Origin of the sequence: Methylobacterium segetis (genome assembly GCF_004348265.1) — a bacterium.
Classification (GTDB): Bacteria; Pseudomonadota; Alphaproteobacteria; order Rhizobiales; family Beijerinckiaceae; genus Methylobacterium; species Methylobacterium segetis.
This window is the reverse complement of record NZ_SMNT01000002.1, coordinates 99373-121710: the sequence shown is the minus strand read 5'-3', so window position 1 is coordinate 121710 and position 22338 is coordinate 99373. Positions and strand designations below refer to the sequence as shown.

The 22338-nt window shown below is 68.0% G+C and carries 22 protein-coding genes and 1 tRNA gene; 14 read left to right on the top strand and 9 right to left on the bottom strand.

Annotated features, from left to right (window positions below; genetic code table 11):
- Positions 1-17: 17 nt before the first annotated feature.
- Positions 18-311 carry a DUF4164 family protein gene (locus E1J50_RS01120; RefSeq protein ID WP_132249525.1) on the bottom strand — a complete coding sequence of 98 codons (294 nt, stop codon included), beginning with the start codon at positions 309-311 and terminating at the stop codon, positions 18-20.
- A gap of 396 nt (positions 312-707) precedes the next feature.
- On the opposite strand from E1J50_RS01120, the gene gap reads away from it, so the two are divergent.
- From gap to E1J50_RS01090, 6 genes are all read left to right on the top strand, one after another.
- Positions 708-1715, top strand: a complete 1008-nt coding sequence (gene gap, locus E1J50_RS01115) for a type I glyceraldehyde-3-phosphate dehydrogenase (RefSeq protein ID WP_132249523.1) — start codon at positions 708-710, stop codon at positions 1713-1715.
- Positions 1716-1880: 165 nt separating this feature from the next.
- A complete protein-coding gene (locus E1J50_RS01110; RefSeq protein WP_132249521.1) occupies positions 1881-2375 on the top strand; it encodes a hypothetical protein in 495 nt (164 codons plus the stop codon).
- 25 nt (positions 2376-2400) lie between these two features.
- Positions 2401-3600 carry a phosphoglycerate kinase gene (locus tag E1J50_RS01105; protein WP_132249519.1) on the top strand — a complete coding sequence of 400 codons (1200 nt, stop codon included), beginning with the start codon at positions 2401-2403 and terminating at the stop codon, positions 3598-3600.
- 114 nt (positions 3601-3714) lie between these two features.
- Positions 3715-4788, top strand: a complete 1074-nt coding sequence (gene fba / locus E1J50_RS01100; protein ID WP_132249517.1) for a class II fructose-bisphosphate aldolase — start codon at positions 3715-3717, stop codon at positions 4786-4788.
- Positions 4789-4808: 20 nt separating this feature from the next.
- Positions 4809-5468: a thiamine phosphate synthase gene (locus E1J50_RS01095; protein WP_132249515.1), complete on the top strand. Its 660-nt coding sequence runs from the start codon at positions 4809-4811 to the stop codon at positions 5466-5468.
- Positions 5465-6505, top strand: a complete 1041-nt coding sequence (locus tag E1J50_RS01090; protein WP_132249513.1) for a tetratricopeptide repeat protein — start codon at positions 5465-5467, stop codon at positions 6503-6505. The genes E1J50_RS01095 and E1J50_RS01090 overlap by 4 nt, the downstream gene beginning before the upstream one ends.
- Positions 6506-6604: 99 nt before the next feature.
- Here E1J50_RS01090 and E1J50_RS01085 read toward each other — a convergent pair whose 3' ends face one another.
- Both E1J50_RS01085 and E1J50_RS01080 read right to left on the bottom strand, forming a co-directional pair.
- Positions 6605-6922, bottom strand: coding sequence for a plasmid stabilization protein (locus E1J50_RS01085; protein ID WP_132249511.1), 318 nt, complete (start codon positions 6920-6922; stop codon positions 6605-6607).
- A 34-nt stretch (positions 6923-6956) separates the two neighbouring features.
- Positions 6957-8579, bottom strand: coding sequence for a hybrid sensor histidine kinase/response regulator (locus E1J50_RS01080; protein ID WP_132249509.1), 1623 nt, complete (start codon positions 8577-8579; stop codon positions 6957-6959).
- Positions 8580-8914: 335 nt separating this feature from the next.
- On the opposite strand from E1J50_RS01080, the gene E1J50_RS01075 reads away from it, so the two are divergent.
- Positions 8915-9148: a hypothetical protein gene (locus E1J50_RS01075; RefSeq protein WP_132249507.1), complete on the top strand. Its 234-nt coding sequence runs from the start codon at positions 8915-8917 to the stop codon at positions 9146-9148.
- A 12-nt stretch (positions 9149-9160) separates the two neighbouring features.
- On the opposite strand, the gene E1J50_RS01070 is transcribed toward E1J50_RS01075, so the two are convergent.
- From E1J50_RS01070 to glgX, 3 genes are all read right to left on the bottom strand, one after another.
- A complete protein-coding gene (locus tag E1J50_RS01070; RefSeq protein WP_132249505.1) occupies positions 9161-11134 on the bottom strand; it encodes an AI-2E family transporter in 1974 nt (657 codons plus the stop codon).
- 72 nt (positions 11135-11206) lie between these two features.
- Positions 11207-11590 carry a response regulator gene (locus E1J50_RS01065; protein WP_132249503.1) on the bottom strand — a complete coding sequence of 128 codons (384 nt, stop codon included), beginning with the start codon at positions 11588-11590 and terminating at the stop codon, positions 11207-11209.
- Between the two features lie 112 nt (positions 11591-11702).
- Complete coding sequence (glgX, locus tag E1J50_RS01060) at positions 11703-13982, bottom strand: glycogen debranching protein GlgX (RefSeq protein ID WP_132249501.1); 2280 nt, start codon at positions 13980-13982, stop codon at positions 11703-11705.
- A gap of 409 nt (positions 13983-14391) precedes the next feature.
- Here glgX and E1J50_RS01055 point away from each other — a divergent pair, with 409 nt between their 5' ends.
- From E1J50_RS01055 to E1J50_RS01045, 3 genes are read left to right on the top strand one after another with little or no spacing between them, the layout of a single operon-like run.
- Positions 14392-15111, top strand: coding sequence for an SHOCT domain-containing protein (locus E1J50_RS01055; RefSeq protein WP_132249499.1), 720 nt, complete (start codon positions 14392-14394; stop codon positions 15109-15111).
- 54 nt (positions 15112-15165) lie between these two features.
- Positions 15166-16233, top strand: coding sequence for a spore photoproduct lyase family protein (locus E1J50_RS01050; protein WP_132249497.1), 1068 nt, complete (start codon positions 15166-15168; stop codon positions 16231-16233).
- Between the two features lie 52 nt (positions 16234-16285).
- A complete protein-coding gene (locus E1J50_RS01045; protein WP_132249495.1) occupies positions 16286-16747 on the top strand; it encodes a nucleoside deaminase in 462 nt (153 codons plus the stop codon).
- 7 nt (positions 16748-16754) lie between these two features.
- Here the strand turns inward: E1J50_RS01045 and E1J50_RS01040 are convergent, their stop codons facing one another.
- From E1J50_RS01040 to E1J50_RS01030, 3 genes are all read right to left on the bottom strand, one after another.
- The gene (locus E1J50_RS01040) at positions 16755-17066 is read right to left on the bottom strand and encodes an ETC complex I subunit (RefSeq protein ID WP_132249493.1); all 312 of its coding nucleotides are present in this window, start codon (positions 17064-17066) and stop codon (positions 16755-16757) included.
- A 25-nt stretch (positions 17067-17091) separates the two neighbouring features.
- A tRNA-Pro gene (locus tag E1J50_RS01035) sits at positions 17092-17168 on the bottom strand.
- Positions 17159-18106 carry an alpha/beta hydrolase gene (locus E1J50_RS01030; RefSeq protein ID WP_132249491.1) on the bottom strand — a complete coding sequence of 316 codons (948 nt, stop codon included), beginning with the start codon at positions 18104-18106 and terminating at the stop codon, positions 17159-17161. The genes E1J50_RS01035 and E1J50_RS01030 overlap by 10 nt, the downstream gene beginning before the upstream one ends.
- Before the next feature lie 151 nt (positions 18107-18257).
- On the opposite strand from E1J50_RS01030, the gene E1J50_RS01025 reads away from it, so the two are divergent.
- From E1J50_RS01025 to E1J50_RS01010, 4 genes are all read left to right on the top strand, one after another.
- On the top strand, positions 18258-18965 hold the full coding sequence (locus E1J50_RS01025; protein ID WP_132249489.1) for a glutathione S-transferase N-terminal domain-containing protein: 708 nt from the start codon (positions 18258-18260) through the stop codon (positions 18963-18965).
- 164 nt (positions 18966-19129) lie between these two features.
- Complete coding sequence (locus E1J50_RS01020) at positions 19130-19549, top strand: hypothetical protein (RefSeq protein WP_132249487.1); 420 nt, start codon at positions 19130-19132, stop codon at positions 19547-19549.
- A 127-nt stretch (positions 19550-19676) separates the two neighbouring features.
- Positions 19677-20132, top strand: a complete 456-nt coding sequence (locus tag E1J50_RS01015; protein WP_132249485.1) for a 4-aminobutyrate aminotransferase — start codon at positions 19677-19679, stop codon at positions 20130-20132.
- A gap of 231 nt (positions 20133-20363) precedes the next feature.
- Positions 20364-22316: a PrkA family serine protein kinase gene (locus E1J50_RS01010; RefSeq protein ID WP_132249483.1), complete on the top strand. Its 1953-nt coding sequence runs from the start codon at positions 20364-20366 to the stop codon at positions 22314-22316.
- The last annotated feature ends 22 nt before the right edge of the window (positions 22317-22338 follow it).

Here is a 22338-nt window from a genome sequence, read left to right as displayed (position 1 = left end):
CGGTTCGGAGTGCGCGATCATGCGGGCGGCCTCCCCTCCCCGTCGCGCTCGCCCAGCACGCCCTCCACGGTGTCGATCGCCCGGTCGAGCCGGCCGCCGATCGCGTCGGCCGTCGCCGTCACCTCGGCCAGCCGCGCCTGGGCGGCGTCGAGGGCCGCGGCAAGCCGGGCCCGGTCCTCCCCCATGATGGCGAGCTCGACCTCGCGGTCGTCCGGGTCGCGCGCCGCCTCAAGCCGCCGCGCCACCGTCGTCTCCAGGCGGTTCAGGGCGGCGTCGAGGCGCAGGAGGGCGTCGTCGATCGAGGCGGTCATCAGCGGGACTCTCCGGAACGCTTCGGACGCCTGAACCCTGCGATGCGCCCGTGCCGTGCATGCCTCCTGTTCATCGCCGAGGGATTGTCACACCGCAACCTTTGACTAGGTGGGGTCGCATGCTAGACAGCCGCCGCTGACAGCGAAGCCGCGAGGCGGCGCAGAGCCGGAACTTCATCCCGTGACAGACCCGAGGCCCCCGCGCGCGTCATCCGTCGACCGGATGCGCTTCCGCGCTGGCGCGGAGCCCGGCACGGCCCCGGTTCATCGCAGGTTCACCCCCGTTTCGCACAGAGCAGGCACGGCCGGGCGGCCGGGCCGCCACGCTCGCAAGACACGCTCGCAAGACCGGAGCGCGCCGCTGACCGGCGCCCCCCTACAGGAAGGAGTCACGCCGTGACGGTGAAGGTTGCCATCAACGGGTTCGGGCGCATCGGCCGCAACGTTCTGCGCGCCATCCACGAAGCCGGCCGCAGCGACATCGAGGTCGTCGCGATCAACGATCTCGGCCCGGTCGAGACGAACGCGCACCTGCTGCGCTACGATTCCGTCCACGGCCGCTACCCGGGCGAGGTCGGCGTCGAGGGCGACAGCCTCGTCATCGACGGCAAGCGGATCAAGGTCACGGCCGTGCGCAACCCGGCCGAACTGCCCCACCGCGACCTCGGCGTCGACATCGCCCTCGAATGCACGGGCATCTTCACCGCCAAGGACAAGGCGAAGGCCCATCTCGAGGCGGGCGCCAAGCGCGTCCTCATCTCGGCCCCGGGCGACGGCGCCGACCTCACCGTCGTCTACGGCGTGAACCACGACAAGCTGACGGGCGAGCACCTCGTCGTCTCGAACGCCTCCTGCACCACGAACTGCCTCGCGCCGGTCGCCAAGGTGCTGAACGAGACCGTCGGCATCGAGCGCGGCTTCATGACGACGATCCACTCCTACACGAACGACCAGCCCTCGCTCGACCAGATGCACAAGGATCTCTACCGGGCCCGCGCCGCGGCGCTCTCGATGATCCCGACCTCGACGGGCGCCGCCAAGGCGGTGGGCCTCGTCCTGCCGGAGCTGAAGGGCAAGCTCGACGGGACCGCGATCCGCGTTCCGACCCCGAACGTGTCTGCGGTGGACCTCGTCTTCACGGCCAAGCGCGCGACCTCCGTCGAGGAGATCAACGAGGCGATCAAGGCCGCCGCGAACGGCCCCCTCAAGGGCGTGCTCGGCGTGACCGACCGTCCGAACGTGTCGATCGACTTCAACCACGATCCGCACTCGTCGACCTTCCACCTCGACCAGACCAAGGTCATGGACGGCACCTTCGTGCGCATCCTGTCTTGGTACGACAACGAGTGGGGCTTCTCGAACCGCATGGCCGACACGGCCGTGGCGATGGCCAAGCTGATCTGATCGGCCGCCGACCGTGCGCGGGCGCACGCCGGGTCCTCCCGGCGGCCTCCGCGCAGGGTCCCGCCCTCGACCCGCCGTATCGTTCGGGCGACACTCGGCCAGCCGGACCGGGCGCGGCTTGAGACGTAGCCCGGCGTTATCACGCCACAGGAAGGTGCGCCTGCGATGACTGAAGCCTCGCCCAATCCCGCGACCGGACAGAACTTCATCCCGCAGACGCCGCCGACCCCGCCTCCGGCCGGCCCCGAGGCGAAGGCGCCGGCGGCTCCCCCGACGGCCGAGCTCAAGCCGGCACAGGGGGCGGCCCCGGCCGCGCGCCCGGTCTCCGGAGGCCCCCTCTCCGCGTCCCAGCTGATCGATCAGCTCGCGCGGATCGAGGACAAGTGCTCGCGGATCGAGGACAAGTACGCGCGGTCCGAGGCGCTCCTCTCGCGCGTCGAGGACAAGGTCGAGAACGCCTCGTCCCGCATGAACGAGGCCGCCCGCCAGGCCGACCTCGCCGCCCTCCGGACCGAGGTCCGCGCCGTCTCCGACCGGACGAAGCGCCTGCCCGGTGCCGGCGCCCTCGTGCTCACGGCGATCATCACGGCCGTCGTCACCGTCGTGCTGATGATCGCGGTGCAGCGCCTCCACCTCGATGCCCTGATCCCGCAGCGCTGAGCGCCGCAGACCGACGAAGGATCTCATGACCGCTTTCCGAACCCTCGACGATGCCGGCTCGCTCGCGGGCAAGCGCGTGCTGCTGCGGGTGGATCTGAACGTGCCGATGGAGGGGGGCCGCGTGACGGACGCGACGCGCATCGAGCGCGTCGTGCCGACGATCCGCGAGATCGCGGAGGGCGGCGGAAAGGTCGTGCTGCTCGCCCATTTCGGACGGCCGAAGGGCAAGCCCGATCCGAAGGATTCGCTGAAGCCCGTCGTGGAGACGCTGAGCCGCCATCTCGGCCGCCCGGTCGCCTTCGCGGAAGATTGCATCGGCGGAGCCGCCGAAACGGCCGTCGCCGGCCTGAAGGACGGTGACGTGCTGCTCCTCGAGAACACCCGCTACCACGCGGGCGAGGAGAAGAACGACCGGGCCTTCACGGACGCCCTCGCCCGGAACGGGGACATCTACGTGAACGAGGCCTTCTCGGCCGCACACCGCGCCCACGCCTCGACCGAGGGCCTCGCCCACCGGCTGCCCGCCTATGCGGGCCGTCTGATGCAGGCCGAGCTCGACGCCCTGACGAAGGGCCTGGAAGCACCCCAGCGTCCCGTCATCGCGCTCGTCGGCGGCGCCAAGGTCTCCTCGAAGATCGACCTCCTTCAGAACCTCGTCTCGAAGGTCGACATGCTCGTTATCGGCGGCGGCATGGCCAACACCTTCCTGCACGCGCAAGGAAAGGCTGTCGGCAAGTCGCTCTGCGAGCGCGACCTCGCCGAGACCGCGACGCGGATCCTCGCGGCGGCGAAGGCTGCCCAGTGCCGGATCATCCTGCCGGTCGATGCCGTCGTCGCCTCCGAGTTCAAGGCGAATGCACCCCACGAGACGGTCGGCGTCGAGGAGGTGCCGGAAGGCGGCATGATCCTCGATGCCGGTCCCAGCTCGGTCGCCGAGATCGAGGCGGCGATCGACACGGCGGCGACCCTCGTCTGGAACGGCCCGCTCGGCGCCTTCGAGCTCACCCCCTTCGACGCGGCGACGGTCGCCGCGGCGCGTTACGCTGCCGGGCGCACCAAGTCCGGCAAGCTCGTCTCGGTGGCTGGCGGCGGCGACACGGTCGCGGCGCTCAACCACGCCGGTGTCGGCGAGGACTTCTCCTACATCTCGACGGCGGGCGGCGCCTTCCTCGAATGGCTTGAGGGGAAGGCGCTCCCGGGCGTCGAGGCCTTGCGCGCGAAATAGGGCTGCCGGGCGGCCCTGGTTCCAGCACAAAATTCCGGCGGCCCGCTCCGTCCCGAGCGGTGCCGCGCCTATATACGGCCCGATGGCAGGCCCCAGTCGACGAGGAGTTGTGAGATGGCGCGGATCACGTTGAGACAGCTTCTCGATCATGCCGCCGAGTACGAGTACGGCGTGCCGGCCTTCAACATGAACAACATGGAGCAGGGGCTCGCCATCATGGCGGCGGCGGACGCGACCGACAGCCCCGTCATCCTGCAGGCGAGCCGCGGCGCGCGCGCCTACGCCAACGACGTGCTCCTCGCCAAGATGATCGACGGCCTCGTCGAGATCTATCCGCACATCCCGGTCTGCATGCATCTCGACCACGGCAACAACGAAGCCACCTGCGCCACCGCGATCCAGTACGGCTTCACCTCGGTGATGATGGACGGCTCGCTGAAGGCCGATGGCAAGACACCCGCCGATTACGCCTACAACGTCGAGATCACCCGCAAGGTCTCCGAGATGGCCCATTGGGCGGGCGTTTCCGTCGAGGGCGAGCTCGGCGTTCTCGGCTCTCTGGAGAGCGGCACGGGCGAGGCCGAGGACGGGCACGGCGCCGAGGGCGAGCTGTCCCACGATCAGCTCCTGACCGATCCGGAGGAGGCCGTGAAATTCGTCTCCGCCACCCAGGTCGACGCACTCGCGGTGGCGATGGGCACGAGCCACGGTGCCTACAAGTTCACCCGCAAGCCGGACGGCGCCGTTCTCGCGATGAACGTGATCGAGGAGATCCATCGCCGCCTGCCGACGACCCACCTCGTCATGCACGGCTCCTCCTCGGTGCCTCAGGATCTTCAGGACATCATCAACCAGTACGGCGGTGAGATGAAGCCGACCTGGGGCGTGCCCGTCGAGGAGATCCAGCGCGGCATCAAGCACGGCGTGCGCAAGATCAACATCGACACCGACAACCGGATGGCGATGACGGGCCAGATCCGGAAGGTACTCACCGAGAACAAGGCCGAGTTCGATCCGCGCAAGTACCTGAAGCCCGCCATGGACGCGATGACGAAGCTCTGCAAGCAGCGCTTCGAGGAGTTCAATACGGCCGGTCAGGGATCGAAGATCCGCCCGATCTCGACCGCGGCCATGGCCAAGCGCTACGCCGACGGCTCTCTCGCCCAGAAGATCGACACGGCCCGCTGAGAACGGCCGGCACCGGCATCATGACGGACATCAAGACCCGGCTCGCCCTCCTCTCCCCGCACCGCGTCGAGGCCCCGGGCCTCGACGCGCTTCTCCCCGCGCTCGATGGCGCCTTCGTCGCGGGTGACGTCGCGGCGTTCGTCCTTCGGCTGGCGGCGGCCGACGAGCGCAGCCTCGTCGCCCTCGTGAAGCGCGTCGCTGCGGTGACGCAGAAGCACGGCGCGGCGCTGGTGATCGCCTGCCCGGACCGCACCGGCGACATCGTCAGCGTCGCGGCCCGCGGCGGCGCCGATGGCGTTCACATCGACAAGCCGAACGATGCCGCGCTTCGGGACCTTCGGGAGCGGCTTCGGGACGGACGCATTCTCGGGGCTGGCGGCATCGAGACCCGTCACGGTGCCATGGAGGCCGGCGAGGCGGGGATCGACTATCTGATGGTCGGTGGTCTCTACGCCGACGGCGCGGCTCCCGATCCCGAGAGCGTGCGCGAGCGCGCGGCGTGGTGGGCCGAAATCTTCGAGACGCCCTGCATTGCGGTGGCGGCTGCCGAAGAGGAGGTCGCCGGACTTGCGGCGACGGGAACGGAATTCGTCGGTCTGGAAAGCGGTCTCTGGACCGGGGGACTCGATGCGGTCGCGCGCGCCATGTCCCAGCTCTCCCGACCCGAGGCTGCGTCTTGAGGCGTAGGGTCGGGCTCGGATTGCTGCTGACGGCCTGGACCGCTCTGCCGGTCCCGGCCTTCGCGGCGCAGAACCCGGCCGCACCGCAGCAGACGCCGCGGCCGCCGGCTGCGCCGGAGGTGCTAAAGGCGCCCGCGCGCGATCTGCCGACGCCCTACACCCCGAACTACGTGGGAGGCGCCCGGCCGCCCGCCACGAGCCAGCCGCCGGATTTCGCCTACGGCGCCTATCAGCGCGGCCAGTACATCACCGCTTTCCGGGAGGCGACGAAGCGCATCGAGGCCGACCGCAAGGACGGTGCCGCCATGACGCTGCTCGGTGAGCTCTACAATCAAGGCCTCGGGACCAAGCAGGATCCGCTCAAGGCGGCGGAATGGTACAAGCTCGCCGCCGCTCAGGGCGATATCGCCGCGATGGCCTCCCTCGGCCTGATGGCGATGGACGGGCGCGGCATGCCGAAGGACCCGAAGCTCGGCCGTCGCTGGCTGGAGCAGGCGGCCGAGCGCGGTCAGCCGCAGGCCGCCTACAATCTCGCCCTGATCCTCCTCGGCTCGGGGACGGAGCCGGATCAGGCCCGGGCCGCGACGCTCTTCCGGAAGGCTGCGGATGCGGAGCTCGGACCCGCCCAGCACGATCTCGGCGTCCTCTACCTGCAGGGTCGCGGCGTGCCGAAGGATGCCTCGAAGGCGGCCGAGTGGTTTCGCCGGTCGGCGGACAACGGGGACCTCGCGGGCGAGGTCGAGTTCGCGATCCTCCTCTTCAACGGGACGGGCGTGCCGAAGGACGAGGGGCGCGCGGCACGCTACTTCCTGCACGCCGCGGCGCGCGGGAACGCCATCGCTCAGAACCGGATTTCGCGGCTCTACGCAGTCGGGCGCGGCGTTCCGAAGAACGTCGTGGAAGCGGCCGCCTGGAACCTCGCCGCGGCGGCGCAGGGCCTCTCCGACGCGTGGCTCGATCAGACGCTGACCGGCCTCAGCGCGGATGAGCGCGCCCGTGCCGAGCGCCTCGCGAATGACCGTGCGAACGTGAAGTGAGGCGCCCGATCGAGGTGGACCGTCGCGGGCTCATCGCCGGTGCCAGCCTTTGCGCGATGGCGGCGGCCCATCCCCAATGAGCAGGGCGAACCGCAGCGATCAGTGAGCCGCGTGCGCGGCATTCCGCTTGCGCGTCTCGGCCCCCTTCTTCGCCGACGCCGAACGTTCAGCGGCCGTGCGCGAGGCCGACGCCTTCCCCCCTGCGGCGCCGCCCTTCCGGGCGGCCGGTCGGCCCGTCGACCGCCCGCGGCCCGAGCCGCCAGGCTTCTTGCCGCCGCCGTCATCCTTGTTGACCGTCGCCCAGGCGCGAGCCTCCGCCTCCTTCTCCGGCACACCGCGGTCGAGATAGGATTCGGTGATGTGCTCGGCCTTGCGGACCTGCTTGTCCGTGTATTTCGACTTGTCGCCCTGGGGCATCACCCAACTCCTCACATGCGGACACGGCCTGCACTCAGTCGACCCCGGTCGGCCCGTCGAGCACCGCACGGATGCGCCGGATCAGCTCCACGCGCCGATAGGGCTTCTTCAGGAGTTCGAACTCCGAACCACCGACGTCGGTTCGCTCAAGGCTGGCCTCGGCGTAGCCGGTGGTCAGAAGGATCTTCAGGCGCGGCCGAAGCTTGCGGGCTTCGCGCGCCAGCACGACGCCGTTCATGCCACCCGGCATGATGAGGTCGGTGAAGAGAAGGTCGATCGACTCGTCGCCCTCGATCACGTCGAGAGCCTCCCGGCCGTTGCGGGCCATCAGGGTCGTGTAGCCGTAATCGCGCAGGATCGTCCGCGCGAGCTCGGCCACGTCCTCGCGGTCGTCGACGATGAGGACTTTCTCCGTGCCGGGCCGCTCGACGGCGCGGCTGGTGGCGCGCTTCGGTGCCCGCTCATGCCCCGAGATCGCGGGGAACGACAGGCGCAGGGTCGTCCCTTCGCCGAGCTTGGATTCGATCTGCGCCGCGCCGCCCGATTGCTTGGCGAAGCCGTAGACCATCGAGAGTCCGAGACCGGTGCCCTTGCCCTCGTCCTTCGTCGTGAAGAAGGGGTCCATGACCCGGGCCAGCACGTCGGGCGAGATGCCAGTCCCGGTATCCGTGATGCTGAGCGTGACGTAGCGGCCGGCCTGGAGCGATCCGACCCTGGCGGTCGCACTCGGGTCGACCTCCCGATTCTCGGTCGCGATGGTGACCTTGCCGCCCTCGGGCATCGCGTCCCGGGCGTTGATGAGAACGTTGAGGATCGCGACCTCGGCTTGCGTGGGATCGACCCTGCAGTTCCAGACGTCGTCGGCGAGCCGCTTCTCCACGACGATCGCCTCTCCGAGGGAGCGGGCCACCATGTCGCTCATCCCGTGGATCAGCGCGTTCAGGTTCACCGGGCGGCCCTCGAGCCGCTGCTTGCGCGCGAAGGCGAGAAGTTGCTGGGTCAGGGTCGTCGCCCGCTCCGCCGCCTGCCGGATGTTCTCCGTGGCCCGGCCGAGACGCCCGCGATCGGCATTCGGATTCTCGAGGCCGGCCGCGAGAATATCGACATAGCCGACGATGACCTGGAGCAGGGTGTTGAAGTCGTGGGCGATCCCGCCCGTGAGTTGGCCGAGCGCCTCCATCTTCTGCGCCTGCCCGAGGGCGTCCTCGGCGTCGCGGCGGCGCGAGACATCGAGCTGCGAGCTGAAGAAGTAGGTCAGCTCCCCTCCGGCATCGTAGATCGGCGAGACGAACAGGGCGTTCCAGAAGGTGGACCCGTCCCTGCGGTAGTTCAGGATCTCGGTCGCGAACTCGCGCCTCTCCGCAACCGCCGCACGAATCTCGTCGATCGTGTCCGGGTCCGTCTCCGGCCCCTGCAGGAATCGGCAATTGCGGCCGAGCAGCTCGTGCCGGCCGTAGCCCGTCATGGCCGTGAAGGCGCGATTGGCGAAGACGATCGGATTGTCGGGCCGGCGCGGGTCCGTCACGATCATCGGCATCCGCGTGGTCTCGACCGCCGCGAAGAAGATGTCGTTGCGCCGGTCAACGAGATCGGCAGTGCCGTCCGCTTCCACGCGGATCGCGGCGTCGTGGGGAGGAGTTCCGGGCGTCTCTGACATGCTCGCGCGACGCACCTGATCGAGGAAAGGCTGCCCGGGATGCGCAGGCGGCGGAAGCGAGTCTTAGGACGCCCTCGGTGCAGTGTCGACCAAGTGGGGAGCGACAGCGTCCGCGCAGATCCCGCATTTCCCGGGACAAGCAGGAGGCCGCGGCCGAAATGCCCGATATTTCGAGGCGACAAAGCCGAAAGCGCTTCGCGGCGGCAAGAGTGGGTTTATTTTGGACAAAGCAGCCCCTAGTCAAAGAGATCGCGTGTCGTGCGCTTCGAACGGTCATGCCTGATTGAGCAGGCATATCTTTGAACGTACAAGTTGTGACGTGCGAAGGCTACACCATGTCCGGCATCGACGTCGTCTTCATCGCCAGCGGCAGCAACTTGGAGGCTGTGGGAACAACCTCTCGGCGCACCATCGTCTTCGTTCCCGGGCAGCCCATCCCGCGCATCGGCGAATGCGTGATCCTGGCCTTCGGAGCCGATGCCCGACGCTGGCAGGTCCAGGACGTCGCGCATGTCTTCGAGAATGATTCGCATGGGGTCGCCGTCAAGCTGATTGCGCCCGTCGACTGAGCCGCGGACACGTCAGGCCGGCGCCGCCTCGACCGTTGTCGCCCCGTAGGCGGCGGCGTCCGGAGCGCGCCTCGTCGGAGGCGCGACGGCAGCTCGGCGCGCCTCCTCGATCGTCGCGGCAAGCGCGTCATTCAGGGAGGTGACGAGGATGTCGGCGGAGGTCGCCCGCCGGAGGCGGTCCAGAGTGGCAGGGTCGCGCTCGCGCCAGAACCCCACGAGGATGCGCACGCCGGGAACGGCAGCCCGCGCCTGTCGAACCGTGAAGCGGATCTGCGACAGGCTCACCGGCTCAAGGTAGGAGAAGCAGATCAGTGCGAAGTCGGTGCTGCTCGGCCGCTCGCCCTCGCGCAGGGCGCGCATCGAAATGACCTCCGAGGCGAGCCCGTGCCGCTTCAGGATCTGGCTGAGCATCAGGGTCGCCGCCTCGTCGAAAGGCCCGCGGCTCGACACGCAGAGAACCGGCGTCGGCGTCCGCCAGCGCGGTCCCAGTTCCTCCGTCTTCAAGACGATATTGGCCGCCTGACGGTCCGGCCCGGCTGCCGCGACGGCGGCCGCGGTTTCGGAACTGCCGATGCGGGGAGAGCCGCGGCCGGCACGGCGGGTGACACGCGTGGTGCCGAGCCGATCGACGACCATGCGGAGCGCGAGGCCGACCTCGTCCTGGCGCGCCCGGTCGAGGGTGCCGCGGGAGAGGTCCTCCTGCGCGAGTAGAAGGCCCGCCAGGGCGACCTCGTCGTAATAGGTCACGAGCGCGCGCTCCTTGAGGAATTCGCGTCCCTGATCGATCGCCTCGGCCGGGTCGTTGGCGAGCATGCGCTGGTAGAAGATCGCGGGCGGGCTGAGCGCCGGCTGGTCGCCGAGGAGAACGTCGAGATACCAGAGGCGCTCGACATGGCGCCCGAGGACCACCAGGCAGACCGTCAGCGGGGTGGCCAGCACGAGGCCGATCGGTCCCCACAGGAAGGTCCAGATCGTGGCGGAAAGGATCACGGCGACCGGCGAAAGGCCGGTCGAATGCCCGTAGAGCAGCGGCTCGACGACGTGACCGCAGATCGGCTCCACCACGAGGAAGAGCGCGGCCGTGGCGATCACCATGCCCCAACCGGGATCGACCGCCGCCGCGAGCACGATGGGCAGGAGCGCGCTGATCGCGGCGCCGATATAGGGCACGAAGCGCAGGATCGCAGCGAGCACGCCGAACAGGGTCGGGCTCGGCACGCCGATCAACCAGAGCCCGGCGCCGATCACGATGCCGAAGGCGATGTTGAGCGCGAGCTGCGCCAGGAAGAACCGGCTCAGGCGGCTGACCGCATCGTCGATGGCCGCCGTGGTCCGCCGCAGATCCCCCGAGCCCGCAAGGCGGATCATGCGATTTCGCAAATCCTCCCGCTGCAGGAGGATGAAGATCGTGAAGATGAGGATCAGGCCGGTCGTCGCGAGAGGGTGCAGGACGGGCGCGGCGAACGTCCCGAGTGTCTCGATGAGTCCTGCCTTCGGCGGCCTGATCTCGACGGTGAGCGGCTTCTCGCCGCCCGTCCCCTTGCCCGTCTCCTCGGCTTTCGGCGGCTGCAGCTCGGCGCCCAGATCCTGAACCATGTCGATGAAGCGCGAGAGCGTGCCCTGGCTCTCCGTGGCGCCGCGCAGTGACGAAATCTTCTCGCGCATCGTGAGCTGATAGCGCGGCAGGTCGGAGGCGAGTTGCGCACCCTCGTTGGCGATCAGCAATCCGACGCCGACCAGCGCCCCGAAGGCGACCGTGACGACGAGCATGACGGCAGGCACCCGCGGCAGGCCGGTCCGACGCAGGGCGCGCACGGCCGGCACCAGCACGAAGCTGAGGAGAATCGCGAGCGTGACGGGCACGAGGATCTCACGCCCGAAATAGAGGGCGGCCATCACCGCCACGACGAGGAGGAATGAGGCCAGCGCGGTGATGAGCGGCAGAGCCCGCCGGAGGCGCTGGGCCGTGACGGGATCGTCGCTCATGAATGACGCCTCACCTCTTTACGCTTCCAACACGCCAGTACGGAGCCTCGGCCCCCACCATCCCGAGCCGCCTCAGCCGGCGGCGGGCGCCGTCTCGCCCAGCGCGGCGCTGATCTGGCTGAGAAGCTTCGAGAAGTCGACCGGCTTCGGGTGGTAATCGTCGCAGCCGGCCTGGATCGCCTTGTCGCGATCCCCGGACATGGCGTGGGCGGTGAGCGCGATGATGGGAATCCGCTGCGTGTCGCTTCCCGACTTCAGGGCACGCGCCGCCGACCAGCCATCGAGAACCGGCAGGTTCATGTCGAGGAGGATCACGTCCGGACGTGAGGCACGCGCCTGCTGCACGCCAGCCTCGCCATCATGGGCCAGGACGACCTCGTGGCCGCGCCGTTTCAGGCGGCGGGACAGGAAGTCCCAGATCTCCTCGTGATCCTCGACCAGCAATATCTTCGCCATCACGCGCTAACCCCTTCGGCACGAGCCGCCGCACGGCGTTTCCCAACGCGCGGCGACGCGCAAACGTCGCATATCCGGTGACGAATCCATCCCGTGCAAGCCGGTCGAACCGTCAATCCTCCGCGTCGAGATGGAATCGTACGGTCTCGATATTGGCGCGCTCGAAGGCCTGCAACACGTGCTGGTAGGAGCGCTCCATCTCGGTCGGAGCGTCGCCGGGTGTGTCCTCCGGCTTCAGCACGAACATCAGCATCGAGCGCCCGGTCACATCGTAGCGGTTGCCCACCGGGAAGCTCTCCGCCTCCTGATTGTCGGGCAGGTTCGTGTCGATGAGCCGGGTCCAGGCACTGCCGCCGACCGATTCCGGCAGCGTGAACGAGACGACGTCGTGATAGGCGTTGTAGAGCACCAGCAGGGTGGCGTCGCCGCCGCGGCGATGGATGCCGGTCGCCTGCGCGCGGCCGTCGAGCAGGACAGCGAGGGACCGGGCGGCCGCGTCGTTCCAGCCCTCGGTCGACATCTCCTCGCCGTCGGGCCGAAGCCACGTGACGTCCTTGACGCCGAGATCCTCGTCGAAGGCTCCGGTCAGGTACCGGCCCCGGGTCAGGATCGGCAGGGCATTGCGCAGGAGCATGAGGCGCTGCGCGAACTCCGCGAGGTCGCGCTCCTCTTCACCGATCGCGGCCCAGTCGATCCAGGAGACCTCGTTGTCCTGGCAGTAGGCGTTGTTGTTGCCGTTCTGAGTCCGGGCGAACTCGTCGCCGGCCAGAAGCATCGGCGTGCCGCGCGACAGGAACAGCGTCGCCAGCATGTTGCGCATCTGGCGGAGGCGGACAGCACGGATCTCGGGATCGTCGGTCGGGCCCTCGACGCCATAATTGTAGGAGAGATTGTGGGAGTGACCGTCCCGGTTGTCCTCTCCGTTCGCCTCATTGTGCTTCTCGTTGTACGAAACGGTGTCGTTCAGCGTGAAGCCGTCGTGCGCGGTGAGGAAGTTCACGGAGGCCCAGGAGCGGCGACCGCGCTTGTTGAACTTGTCGGCCGAACCCGTGATCCGCGAGGCGAGCGACGGCAGAAGCCCCTCGTCTCCCTTCCAGAAGCCGCGCACGTCGTCGCGGAAGCGGTCGTTCCACTCCGCCCAGCCCGGCGGGAACCCGCCGACCTGATAACCGCCGGGGCCGCAATCCCAGGGTTCGGCGATGAGCTTGACCGAGTTCAGGACAGGATCCTGGCGGCAGGTATCGAGAAAGCCGCCACCCTCGTCGAAACCGTAGGGCTCGCGGCCGAGGATCGTCGCGAGGTCGAAGCGGAAGCCGTCGACGCGCATCTCGGTCGCCCAGTACCGCAGGCTGTCGGTGACGAGTTGCAGCACGCGCGGATGCGACAGGTTGAAGGTGTTACCCGTGCCCGTGTCGTTGATGTAGTAGCGCTGCTGGCCAGGCAGCAGCCGATAGTAGGACGCGTTGTCGATGCCCTTGAACGAGAGCGTCGGACCCTTCTCGTTGCCCTCGGCGGTGTGGTTGTAGACGACGTCGAGGATCACTTCGAGCCCGGCGCCGTGCAAGCGCGCCACCATCTCCTTGAACTCGGAGAAGGCGAAATCGGGCACCGCGGCGTAGCGGCGGGCCGGGGTGAAGAACGAGATCGTGTTGTAGCCCCAGTAATTCACGAGGTCCTTCTGCTGCAGGTAATCGTCCTGCACGAAGGAGTGCACGGGCAGAAGCTCGACAGACGTCACGCCGAGACTCTTGATGTAGTCGAGCACCGCAGGATTGCCGAGGCCGGCATAGGTGCCGCGCAGGCGCTCGGGAACCTGCGGGTGAAGCTTCGTCAGACCCTTCACATGGGCCTCGTAGATGATCGTTTTCTCCCACGGCACGTCCGGCTTCCGGTCGCGTCCCCAGGTGAAGGCCGGGTCGATCACGCGGGAGCGGCGCGTGTAGGGAGCGCTGTCGCGGTCATCGAAGGTCAGGTCGTCGCCCGTCTCCATCTTGTAGCCGAAGAGGGCCGGGTTCCAGACGATCGAGCCGACGAGCCCCTTCGCGTAGGGGTCGATCAGCAGCTTGTTGGGGTTGAAGCGATGCCCGGCCTCGGGCTCGTAGGGGCCGTGGACACGATAGCCGTAGATCGTGCCCGGACGGGCGTCGGGCAGGTAGCCGTGCCAGACCTCGTCCGTGTATTCCGGCAGCTCGATCCGCTCGATCTCCTTCTCGCCCGCATCGTCGAAGAGGCAGAGCTCCACCTTGGTGGCATGCGCCGAGAACAGGGCGAAATTCACGCCGAGCCCGTCCCAGGTCGCCCCGCGCGGATAGGGCAGCCCTTCGCGGATGCGGGACCGCGCCGCGCGCGCACCCGCAGCTGGCGACGACCCGTTTCTCGTATGCTCGACCATGTTCACTCCGGAAGAACGGGGCTGCCCCGCGCGAGCCCGCTCTCGCGTCGCAGGCGGGGCGCCCGAACCGGAACAGAACGTGCCGGTGGCGGCGAAGGTCCTTGGGCGGAGAAAAATTTCGCGGTGCACAACGAACGTCGGGGAGAGCCTTGCGCAGGAGCCCGGCCGAGGCCTGCGAGCACGGTTTCGGAGGGGTCTCCGCCGGGTCGGGTCGGGGCGATTGCGCGGATACAGGTCGTTCCACCTCGGCTTTCTTCATCATGCACGGTGGTCGGGTCGGAACAGCGCGGATCCGGGAATGGGCTATGTCTCTCGCTCCCCGTGCTGCGCTGCCGCGCTCCGTGCTAGAGTCGGGGCGAAAGCCCGGTCCGGGTCGCCAATGCTCGGGATCTACCGACGGAGTACGGTCATGATCGACGAGGGAGCCGAGAAACGCTTCGGCCTGCAGACCATCGCGGACCGGCACGGTGTGAGCCTCGACGCGGTGCGGCACCTCCTGCGCGCCTTGGAGGCGGGCCATGGCACCATGGCGCAATTCGACCATCCGGAACTCGGCGGCTTGGGCCAGTGGTTCGCGGGTGGCATGGTGATGGTCGGGCGCATGTTCGATGCGGAGCTGAAGGCGCGCGTCTCGGCTCTGTGCGGCGAGCTCGCGGCCTCGCTGCCACCGGCAGGCTGGAGCACGGCAGCGACCGGAGGGCCGGGCTCATCGCATTGGTGGCCCACCGACCTCGGCACGCCCTCGACGACGGGAGCGCAGGACGGATTGCGCTACGCCTACTTTCCTCTGACGCGCCGCCTCGCGGTCGCATCCTCGAAGGGTGTCGCCATCTACGATACAGGCGAGCACGCGATTTCCGGGGCCTCCCAGGCGAACGGCGCCGTGCGCTTCACGAGCGCCTTCGGGGATGTCGATCTCGCGAGCCTGCGGCGGGTCGATGCGGCGGAGGATGAAGCCTCCAACGTTCAGGGTCCTTCCGGACCCGCCCAGGCGCCGCCCGCCGAGCGACCGGATTCGGGCGCCGAGATCATCCGGACGATCGAGGCGCTGGCCGAACTGCAGAGAAAGGGCGTGCTCACGGAGGCCGAATTCACGGGCAAGAAGGCGGAGCTCCTCTCTCGTCTCTGAGGGCGCGGCCCCATATATCCATCAGCGGCCCGAGCCCGCCGCGCCGGGCTCCGCATGGCCGACATCCGCGACCTCATCGATATCCGCACGATCTACCACGAGGCCGCCGCCGCCGATTACCCGCTCGGGCGCGAGATCCTCGACCGGCATCCTCTGGCGGAGCGGATCATCGTTCCATCGCACTGGAACATCCCGACCCTGCACGGCAATGCCGGCTCGGTCGAGGATTGGACACGCATCAAGCGCTCCGTTCTGGTGCTCGGCGTGAAGAAGGGGCTCGCGATGCGCCCGAACGGCCGCAGCGCCCACTTCATCGCGCCCTCGACCTCGAACGGCTGCGCGATGGCCTGCGCCTATTGCTACGTGCCGCGCCGCAAGGGCTACGCGAATCCGATCACTCAGTTCGTCAACACCGAAGCGATCGCGGCCTCGATCCGGCGTCATGCCGCGCGCCAGGGATGCCTGCCGGCGCCAGACCAGATCGACGATCGGGCCTGGGTCTACGATATCGGAGAGAACGGCGATCTCTCGGTCGACGCCGTGATCGGCAGCGGCGTGCGCGACCTCGTCGAACTCTTCCGCGACATCCCGAACGCCAAGGCGTCCTTCGCCACCAAGGCCGTCAACCGCGATCTGCTCGGCTACGATCCGCAGGGGCGGACCCGAATCCGCTTCTCGCTGATGCCGGAGCGCATCGCCCGCATCGTCGACGTGCGCACCTCGCCGATCTCGGAGCGGATCGCTGCCATCGACGACTTCGTGGCCGCGGGCTACGAAGTCCACGTCAATTTCTCGCCGGTGATCCTCTACGAGGGTTGGGAGGCGGACTGGCAGGCCCTGTTCGAGACCCTCGACGACACGCTGTCGCCCCGCGCGAAGGCGCAGCTCAAGTGTGAGATCATCCTTCTCACGCACAATGCCGCCTTGCACGAGGTCAACCTCGGCTGGCACCCGAAGGCCGAAGCCTTGCTGTGGCGGCCCGACATTCAGGAATTGAAGCGCTCGGAGGGCGGTGGCGAGAACCTGAGGTATCGCAGCGGCTGGAAGGGACGTTGGCTCTCCCGCTTCAAAGCGCTGCTCTCCGCGCGCATGCCGTATTGCTCGGTGCGCTACGCCTTCTGACGAACCGGGGTCGGGCCTGCGCGTTTCGGAACACCTCCTCGAAGGATCCCGGATGAGCGACCACGAGACCCATATCCGCGACGCCGTCGCCCTCGCCCGCAGCAATGCGGAAGAAGGCGGCTCACCCTACGGAGCCGTGATCGTGCGGGATGGGACGGTGCTCGCCCGCTCGGTGAATACGGTGCATCGGACCAACGACCCGACCGATCATGCGGAGATGGTCGGGCTGCGGGAGGCCAGTCGCCGCCTCGGCAGCCGGGACCTCGCCGGCTGCATCGTCTACGCCAGTGGCCAGCCCTGCCCGATGTGCCACGCCGCGATGCGCCTGTCCGGCATTCGGGAAGGCTATTTCGCCTACACGGCAGAGGAGGCCGACACCTACGGCTTGCAGACGGCCGGCCTCTACGCCGAATTGTGCCGGCTGCTCTCCGAGCAACCCATGCGGCTCGAACAGATCCGGCCGACAGACGAGACGCCGCCCTACGCGGTCCGGCGCGACCGGAGGCCGGAATGAGGCCCCTTCAGTGCGTCCAGGGCGCGGTCCGGTTGAACTTGAAATTGTCCGAATAGGACAGGCCCTTGCGCATGACCGGCCTGTGCGGCTCCTCGACCCGGTAGGCGATGCCGGCGCGCTTGGCGTAGGCGACGGCCTCTTCCTGGGTGTCGAATTCCAGCTTGACCTGCTGCAGCATGTCGGACGAGCCGGTCCAACCCATGAGCGGGTCGGTCTCGCGCGGGCTGGTCTGGTCGAATTCGAGGAGCCAGGTCTTGGTCCGGGCGAGGCCCGACTGCGAGGCATCCTTCGAGGGCTGGAAGATGCGGGCGCTCGACATGGGTCCTGACGGTCTCCGAAGGTGATGGTCGGGGCGATAGGATTCGAACCTACGACCCCCTGGTCCCAAACCAGGTGCGCTACCAGACTGCGCTACACCCCGACATGGGAGGTTTCTAGGGACAAGCCGGCGGGCCGGCAAGTCGCGTTCACGTCGCTGCCCGTGTGTTCGCGGACGAAGCGGCCGACCTGGGCAAGCGATTGGGCTCCCTCGGTCAGCCGTTGATGGAACAGATGCCATGCGTGGATCATGTGAGGCCAGACGGCGAGCGTCACCGGAACGTCTGCCGCGGCGAGTTTGCCCGCCAGCCGCACGGCGTCGTCGAGGAGTGTTTCGGCCGAGCCGACCTGGATCAGCGTCGGCGGAAGCCCTGTCAGATCGGCCTGCAGTGGGGAGACGAGCGGACCGCGCGGATCCGACCCGTCGAGGTAGGCGGCCGCGAGTTCGCCGAGATAGGCCCGATTGATGATCGGATCGACGGCGTCCTTCGTCTCGATGCTGGCGCCCGTCATCTCGAGATCGACCCAGGGCGAGGCGCACCACAGGCAGGCGGGCAGCGGATCGCCCGCCTCGCGCAGGCTGACCAACGTCGCGAGCGCGAGCCCACCCCCGGCACTCTCGCCGCCGAGGCAGATCCGCTCGGGTGCGATGCCGGAGGTCAGCAGGAAGCGGTAGGCTGCCAGGGCATCGTCGAGGGCTGCGGGGAACGGATGCTCGGGCGCGAGGCGGTAGGATAGGGCGAGCGTCCGGCATCCGGCCTCGCGCCCGGCCATCGCGACCATGACCCTGTGGCTCGCGAGCGATCCCGAAACGTACCCGCCTCCGTGCAGGAACAGGAGCACGCGGCTCCCGTCGGCGGAGGGTGTCGCGGACCATTCGGCCGGGACGCCGCCGGGTTCGGAGGGCTCGATCCTCACATCCGGCGGAAGCGTCGAGAGGCTGCCGATCCAGTCGAGCCGCTCCCGCCGCTCCGCCAGACCGGTCGGCCGCGGGCGCGAGGCGAGCAGGGCGCGGACGCTGTCGATCTCCGATGATGACATGGCAGGCCCCCGACGCGGACGGCGACCGACGCTCGCACGCGTCCGTTCGGCCGCAAAGGGCCGGCCGCGCCGCGCTTGACCTCCGTACGGATGCGTCCCACCTGCGCCGCGAGGGCGCGACGAGCGACATGGCACGAGTCCCGGAGACCCGATGATCGACCTCTACTACTGGCCGACCCCGAACGGCCACAAGGTGACGCTCTTCCTGGAGGAGACCGCCCTGCCCTACAGGATTCATCCGGTGAACATCGGCAAGGGAGACCAGTTCAAGCCGGACTTCCTCAAGATCGCCCCCAACAACCGGATGCCCGCGATCGTCGATCACGAGCCGGCGGGCGGCGGCGATCCCGTCTCGATCTTCGAGTCGGGGGCGATCCTGCTCTACCTCGCCGAGAAGACGGGCCGCTTCCTGCCCCAGGATCTGCGCGGCCGGGTGGAGGTCCTCCAATGGCTGTTCTGGCAGATGGGAGGGCTCGGCCCGATGCTCGGCCAGAATCACCATTTCTCGCAATATGCGCCCGAGAAGGTGCCCTACGCCATCGATCGCTACGTCAACGAGACGAACCGCCTCTACGGCGTTCTCGATCGCCGCCTCGCCGACCGGACCTTCGTCGCCGGCCCGGATTATTCGATCGCCGACATGGCGGCCTATCCGTGGATCGTCCCTTGGGAGAAACAGGGCCAGGATCTCGACGAGCACCCGCATCTCAAGCGTTGGTTCACGGCGATCGGCGAGCGCCCGGCGACGAAGGCGGCGTATGCGCGTGCGTCCGAGGTCAACCCAAACCATGGCCAGCCGATGAGCCCCGAGGCCAAGGACGTGATGTTCGGGCAGAATGCCGTGAACACCCGGCGCTGAGCGGGATTGCGGAATCGCGCCGTTCGTCTCGCGCGAACGGCGTGAAGCACCAGCCTCGACGGCGCGCGGGAGATCCCCCGCGCGCCGGGCGTATCCCCTTTCCCCGGCGCGGTTTTTTCGGTTCCGGCGATCGAACTTTGCGGTGGCCTCGGCGTTACCGGCCCATGACCGCGCCCCGACGCCAGATGTCGCCGACCCAGGAGTTGATCAGCCGCGTGATGCGGATCGTCCGCATCTGCCCGGAGGCGGCGGCCGAGGTGCTCGAGCTGATGTTTCTGGTCAGCCAGATCGAGGCCCTCACCACCGTCGACCGGGACTATCGGGACGCGCGGCGCGTGATCAGCCGCCTCCGGCACCCTCTGTGGGACCTCAATCCCGGCGAGCGCGAGACGCTGCTGAGGGCCGCCGAGACGATCCGCAAGGCGTGCCGCCTCAAGGAGAGCGAGATTCCCCCCACGCCGCTCGCCGATATCGGGGAGCGCGAGCGGATCGAGCGGGGGCTCGCTCTTGCCCTCGCCGGCGAGTTCAACGCCGCGCAGATCGCTCGCGTCACGGGGGCCGTCGCCGCCGTGCTGCAGGAGTGACGCGGCCCGGAATTCCGGGCCCCTCACCTCGACGGCTGCGCGAGCCATCCCCACATCGATGAGGCCAGCATCGATCCGGCCGCTCGGCGAGCGACCGGACGTTAGCTGAGCGAGGGAGATTCGCCATATGACAGCCGTGCGCCCGCTCGTTGCCCTGATGACCGCGAGCCTCCTCCTCGCTGCGTCGCAAGCCTCCACGGCGAGCGCGCAGACCACGATCACGAAGAGCGAGACGGTTGTGAGCGGGAAGTCCGTGCGCCTCGCCATCGCCCCGAACCTGAAGAAGGATTGCTCCGAGGGGCCGATGCCGGAGTTCAAGATCACCGTGGCTCCGAAGAACGGCGCGACCATCTCCAAGACGGGCAAGCAGAAGACGCCCGCGAGTTTCCGCTGCCCGAACAAGGATGTGTCCGTTCAGGCGCTGTTCTACCAAGCCAAATCGAATTTCACGGGCTCGGACGAGGTCACGTTCGAGATCAAGAATTCCGACGGGCAGGTCCAGACGCAGAACATCAGGATCACCGTCCAGGCGGCCGGCGCGAAGAAGGATGATGCTGCCAAGAAGGAGAGCACTGACCTCTGATTGCTGAGCAGGCTCGACTTGGTAGAGCACTGTTTTTCGGCAAGCGGGACTGAGAGCGCCTGATTCCCGCCGAGGCGGACATTGTGTCTGAGCGGAGATGCGGCAGGTCCGGTGTTGCAAGCATCACACGCATGCACGGCGTGTTGACCGCACTGCGACAAAAGCGGGCCTGTCAGTTGCATCCGAGGCGAGACAGGATGAAGCTGTCCTCGTCGTGAAAGGGGTTTTCGAATGCCGATGCAGTCGACGAACGACCTGTTTCAGAGCTTCACCCGAGGGTACGAGGCCCGGCGCGACACAGAGATGAGCCTCTCCGAGTATCTGGAGGCCTGCCGCGACGAGCCCCTGATGTACGCGAGCGCCGCCGAGCGCATCCTCGCGGCGATCGGCAAACCGGAGTTCATCGACACGGCCAAGGATTCCCGCCTCGGCCGCATCTTCATGAACCGCACCATCCGCACCTACCCGGCCTTCGCCGAGTTCTACGGCATGGAGGAGACGATCGAGCGGATCGTCTCCTTCTTCCGCCACGCGGCGCAGGGTCTGGAGGAGCGCAAGCAGATTCTCTACCTCCTCGGGCCGGTCGGCGGCGGCAAGTCGTCCCTCGCCGAGCGCCTGAAGTCGCTGATGGAGGTGCACCCCATCTACGTGCTGAAGGCCGGCAACGAGGTGTCGCCGGTCTTCGAGAGCCCGCTCGGCCTGTTCGATCCCGACACGATGGCCGAGGAGATCCAGAACCGCTACGGCATTCCGCGCCGGCGCCTCACGGGCCTGATGAGCCCCTGGGCCTTGAAGCGCCTCGACGAGTTCAACGGCGACATTTCGCGGTTCACCGTCATCAAGGTGCGGCCCTCGCGCCTCCGCCAGATCGCCGTGGCGAAGACCGAGCCCGGCGACGAGAACAACCAGGACATCTCGTCCCTCGTCGGCAAGGTCGACATTCGGCGGCTCGAAACCCTCAGCCAGGCTGACCCCGACGCATATTCCTATTCGGGCGGCCTGAACCGGGCCAACCAGGGCATCCTCGAGTTCGTCGAGATGTTCAAGGCACCGATCAAGATGCTGCATCCGCTGCTCACGGCGACGCAGGAGGGCAATTACGTCGGGACCGAGAACATCGGTGCCATCCCGTTCACGGGCGTCATCCTCGCCCACTCGAACGAGGCCGAATGGCAGAGCTTCAAGACCAACAAGAACAACGAGGCCTTCATCGACCGCATCTACGTCATCAAGGTGCCCTACTGCCTCCGCGTGAACGAGGAGCAGCACATCTACGAGAAGCTGATCAAGGGATCGGAACTCTCGGATGCGGCCTGCGCGCCGGGCACGCTCGAGATGCTGGCGCGCTTCTCGGTCCTCTCCCGCCTGCGGGAGCACGCCAACTCGAACCTCTTCTCGAAGATGCGGGTCTATGACGGCGAGAGCCTGCGCGAGGTCGATCCGCGCGCCCGCTCGATGCAGGAGTACAAGGACACGGCCGGCGTCGACGAGGGCATGGACGGCATCTCGACGCGCTTCGCGTTCAAGGTGCTCGCTGCGACCTTCAATCACGACACGACCGAGGTCTCGGCCGATCCCGTGCACCTGATGTACGTGCTGGAGCAGTCGCTGCGCCGCGAGCAGCTCCCGCCGGAAATCGAGAAGCGCTACCTGGAATTCATCAAGTCCGAGCTCGCCCCGCGCTACGCGGAGTTCATCGGCCACGAGATCCAGAAGGCCTATCTCGAGTCCTACCACGATTACGGGCAGAACCTCTTCGACCGCTACATCGACTATGCGGACGCCTGGATCGAGGACCAGGACTTTAAGGACGCCGAGACGGGCCAGCTCCTCAACCGCGAGCTCCTGAACCAGGAGCTGACCAAGATCGAGAAGCCGGCTGGCATCGCGAATCCGAAGGACTTCCGCAACGAGGTCGTGAAGTTCGCCCTGCGCTCGCGGGCGCAGCATGGCGGCCGCAACCCGAACTGGACGAGCTACGAGAAGCTGCGCGAGGTGATCGAGCGGCGCATGTTCAGCCAGGTCGAGGAACTGCTCCCTGTGATCTCCTTTGGTTCGAAGAAGGACGGCGAGACGGAGAAGAAGCACGGCGAATTCGTCGAGCGCATGGTCGATCGCGGCTACACCGAGCGTCAGGTTCGGCGTCTCGTCGAGTGGTACATGCGCGTCAAGCAGGCGGGGTGAGGTCGCCCCCGTCGGGGGCACG

Bases quoted from the DNA above. Each gene is read 5' to 3' on its own strand.
- E1J50_RS01120 (WP_132249525.1), bottom strand. From the start codon at position 311: ATGACCGCCTCGATCGACGACGCCCTCCTGCGCCTCGACGCCGCCCTG.
- E1J50_RS01110 (WP_132249521.1), top strand. From the start codon at position 1,881: ATGACTGAAGCCTCGCCCAATCCCGCGACCGGACAGAACTTCATCCCG.
- E1J50_RS01105 (WP_132249519.1), top strand. From the start codon at position 2,401: ATGACCGCTTTCCGAACCCTCGACGATGCCGGCTCGCTCGCGGGCAAG.
- fba (WP_132249517.1), top strand. From the start codon at position 3,715: ATGGCGCGGATCACGTTGAGACAGCTTCTCGATCATGCCGCCGAGTAC.
- E1J50_RS01095 (WP_132249515.1), top strand. From the start codon at position 4,809: ATGACGGACATCAAGACCCGGCTCGCCCTCCTCTCCCCGCACCGCGTC.
- E1J50_RS01085 (WP_132249511.1), bottom strand. From the start codon at position 6,922: ATGCCCCAGGGCGACAAGTCGAAATACACGGACAAGCAGGTCCGCAAG.
- E1J50_RS01080 (WP_132249509.1), bottom strand. From the start codon at position 8,579: ATGTCAGAGACGCCCGGAACTCCTCCCCACGACGCCGCGATCCGCGTG.
- E1J50_RS01075 (WP_132249507.1), top strand. From the start codon at position 8,915: ATGTCCGGCATCGACGTCGTCTTCATCGCCAGCGGCAGCAACTTGGAG.
- E1J50_RS01070 (WP_132249505.1), bottom strand. From the start codon at position 11,134: ATGAGCGACGATCCCGTCACGGCCCAGCGCCTCCGGCGGGCTCTGCCG.
- E1J50_RS01065 (WP_132249503.1), bottom strand. From the start codon at position 11,590: ATGGCGAAGATATTGCTGGTCGAGGATCACGAGGAGATCTGGGACTTC.
- glgX (WP_132249501.1), bottom strand. From the start codon at position 13,982: ATGGTCGAGCATACGAGAAACGGGTCGTCGCCAGCTGCGGGTGCGCGC.
- E1J50_RS01055 (WP_132249499.1), top strand. From the start codon at position 14,392: ATGATCGACGAGGGAGCCGAGAAACGCTTCGGCCTGCAGACCATCGCG.
- E1J50_RS01050 (WP_132249497.1), top strand. From the start codon at position 15,166: ATGGCCGACATCCGCGACCTCATCGATATCCGCACGATCTACCACGAG.
- E1J50_RS01045 (WP_132249495.1), top strand. From the start codon at position 16,286: ATGAGCGACCACGAGACCCATATCCGCGACGCCGTCGCCCTCGCCCGC.
- E1J50_RS01040 (WP_132249493.1), bottom strand. From the start codon at position 17,066: ATGTCGAGCGCCCGCATCTTCCAGCCCTCGAAGGATGCCTCGCAGTCG.
- E1J50_RS01030 (WP_132249491.1), bottom strand. From the start codon at position 18,106: ATGTCATCATCGGAGATCGACAGCGTCCGCGCCCTGCTCGCCTCGCGC.
- E1J50_RS01025 (WP_132249489.1), top strand. From the start codon at position 18,258: ATGATCGACCTCTACTACTGGCCGACCCCGAACGGCCACAAGGTGACG.
- E1J50_RS01020 (WP_132249487.1), top strand. From the start codon at position 19,130: ATGACCGCGCCCCGACGCCAGATGTCGCCGACCCAGGAGTTGATCAGC.
- E1J50_RS01015 (WP_132249485.1), top strand. From the start codon at position 19,677: ATGACAGCCGTGCGCCCGCTCGTTGCCCTGATGACCGCGAGCCTCCTC.
- E1J50_RS01010 (WP_132249483.1), top strand. From the start codon at position 20,364: ATGCCGATGCAGTCGACGAACGACCTGTTTCAGAGCTTCACCCGAGGG.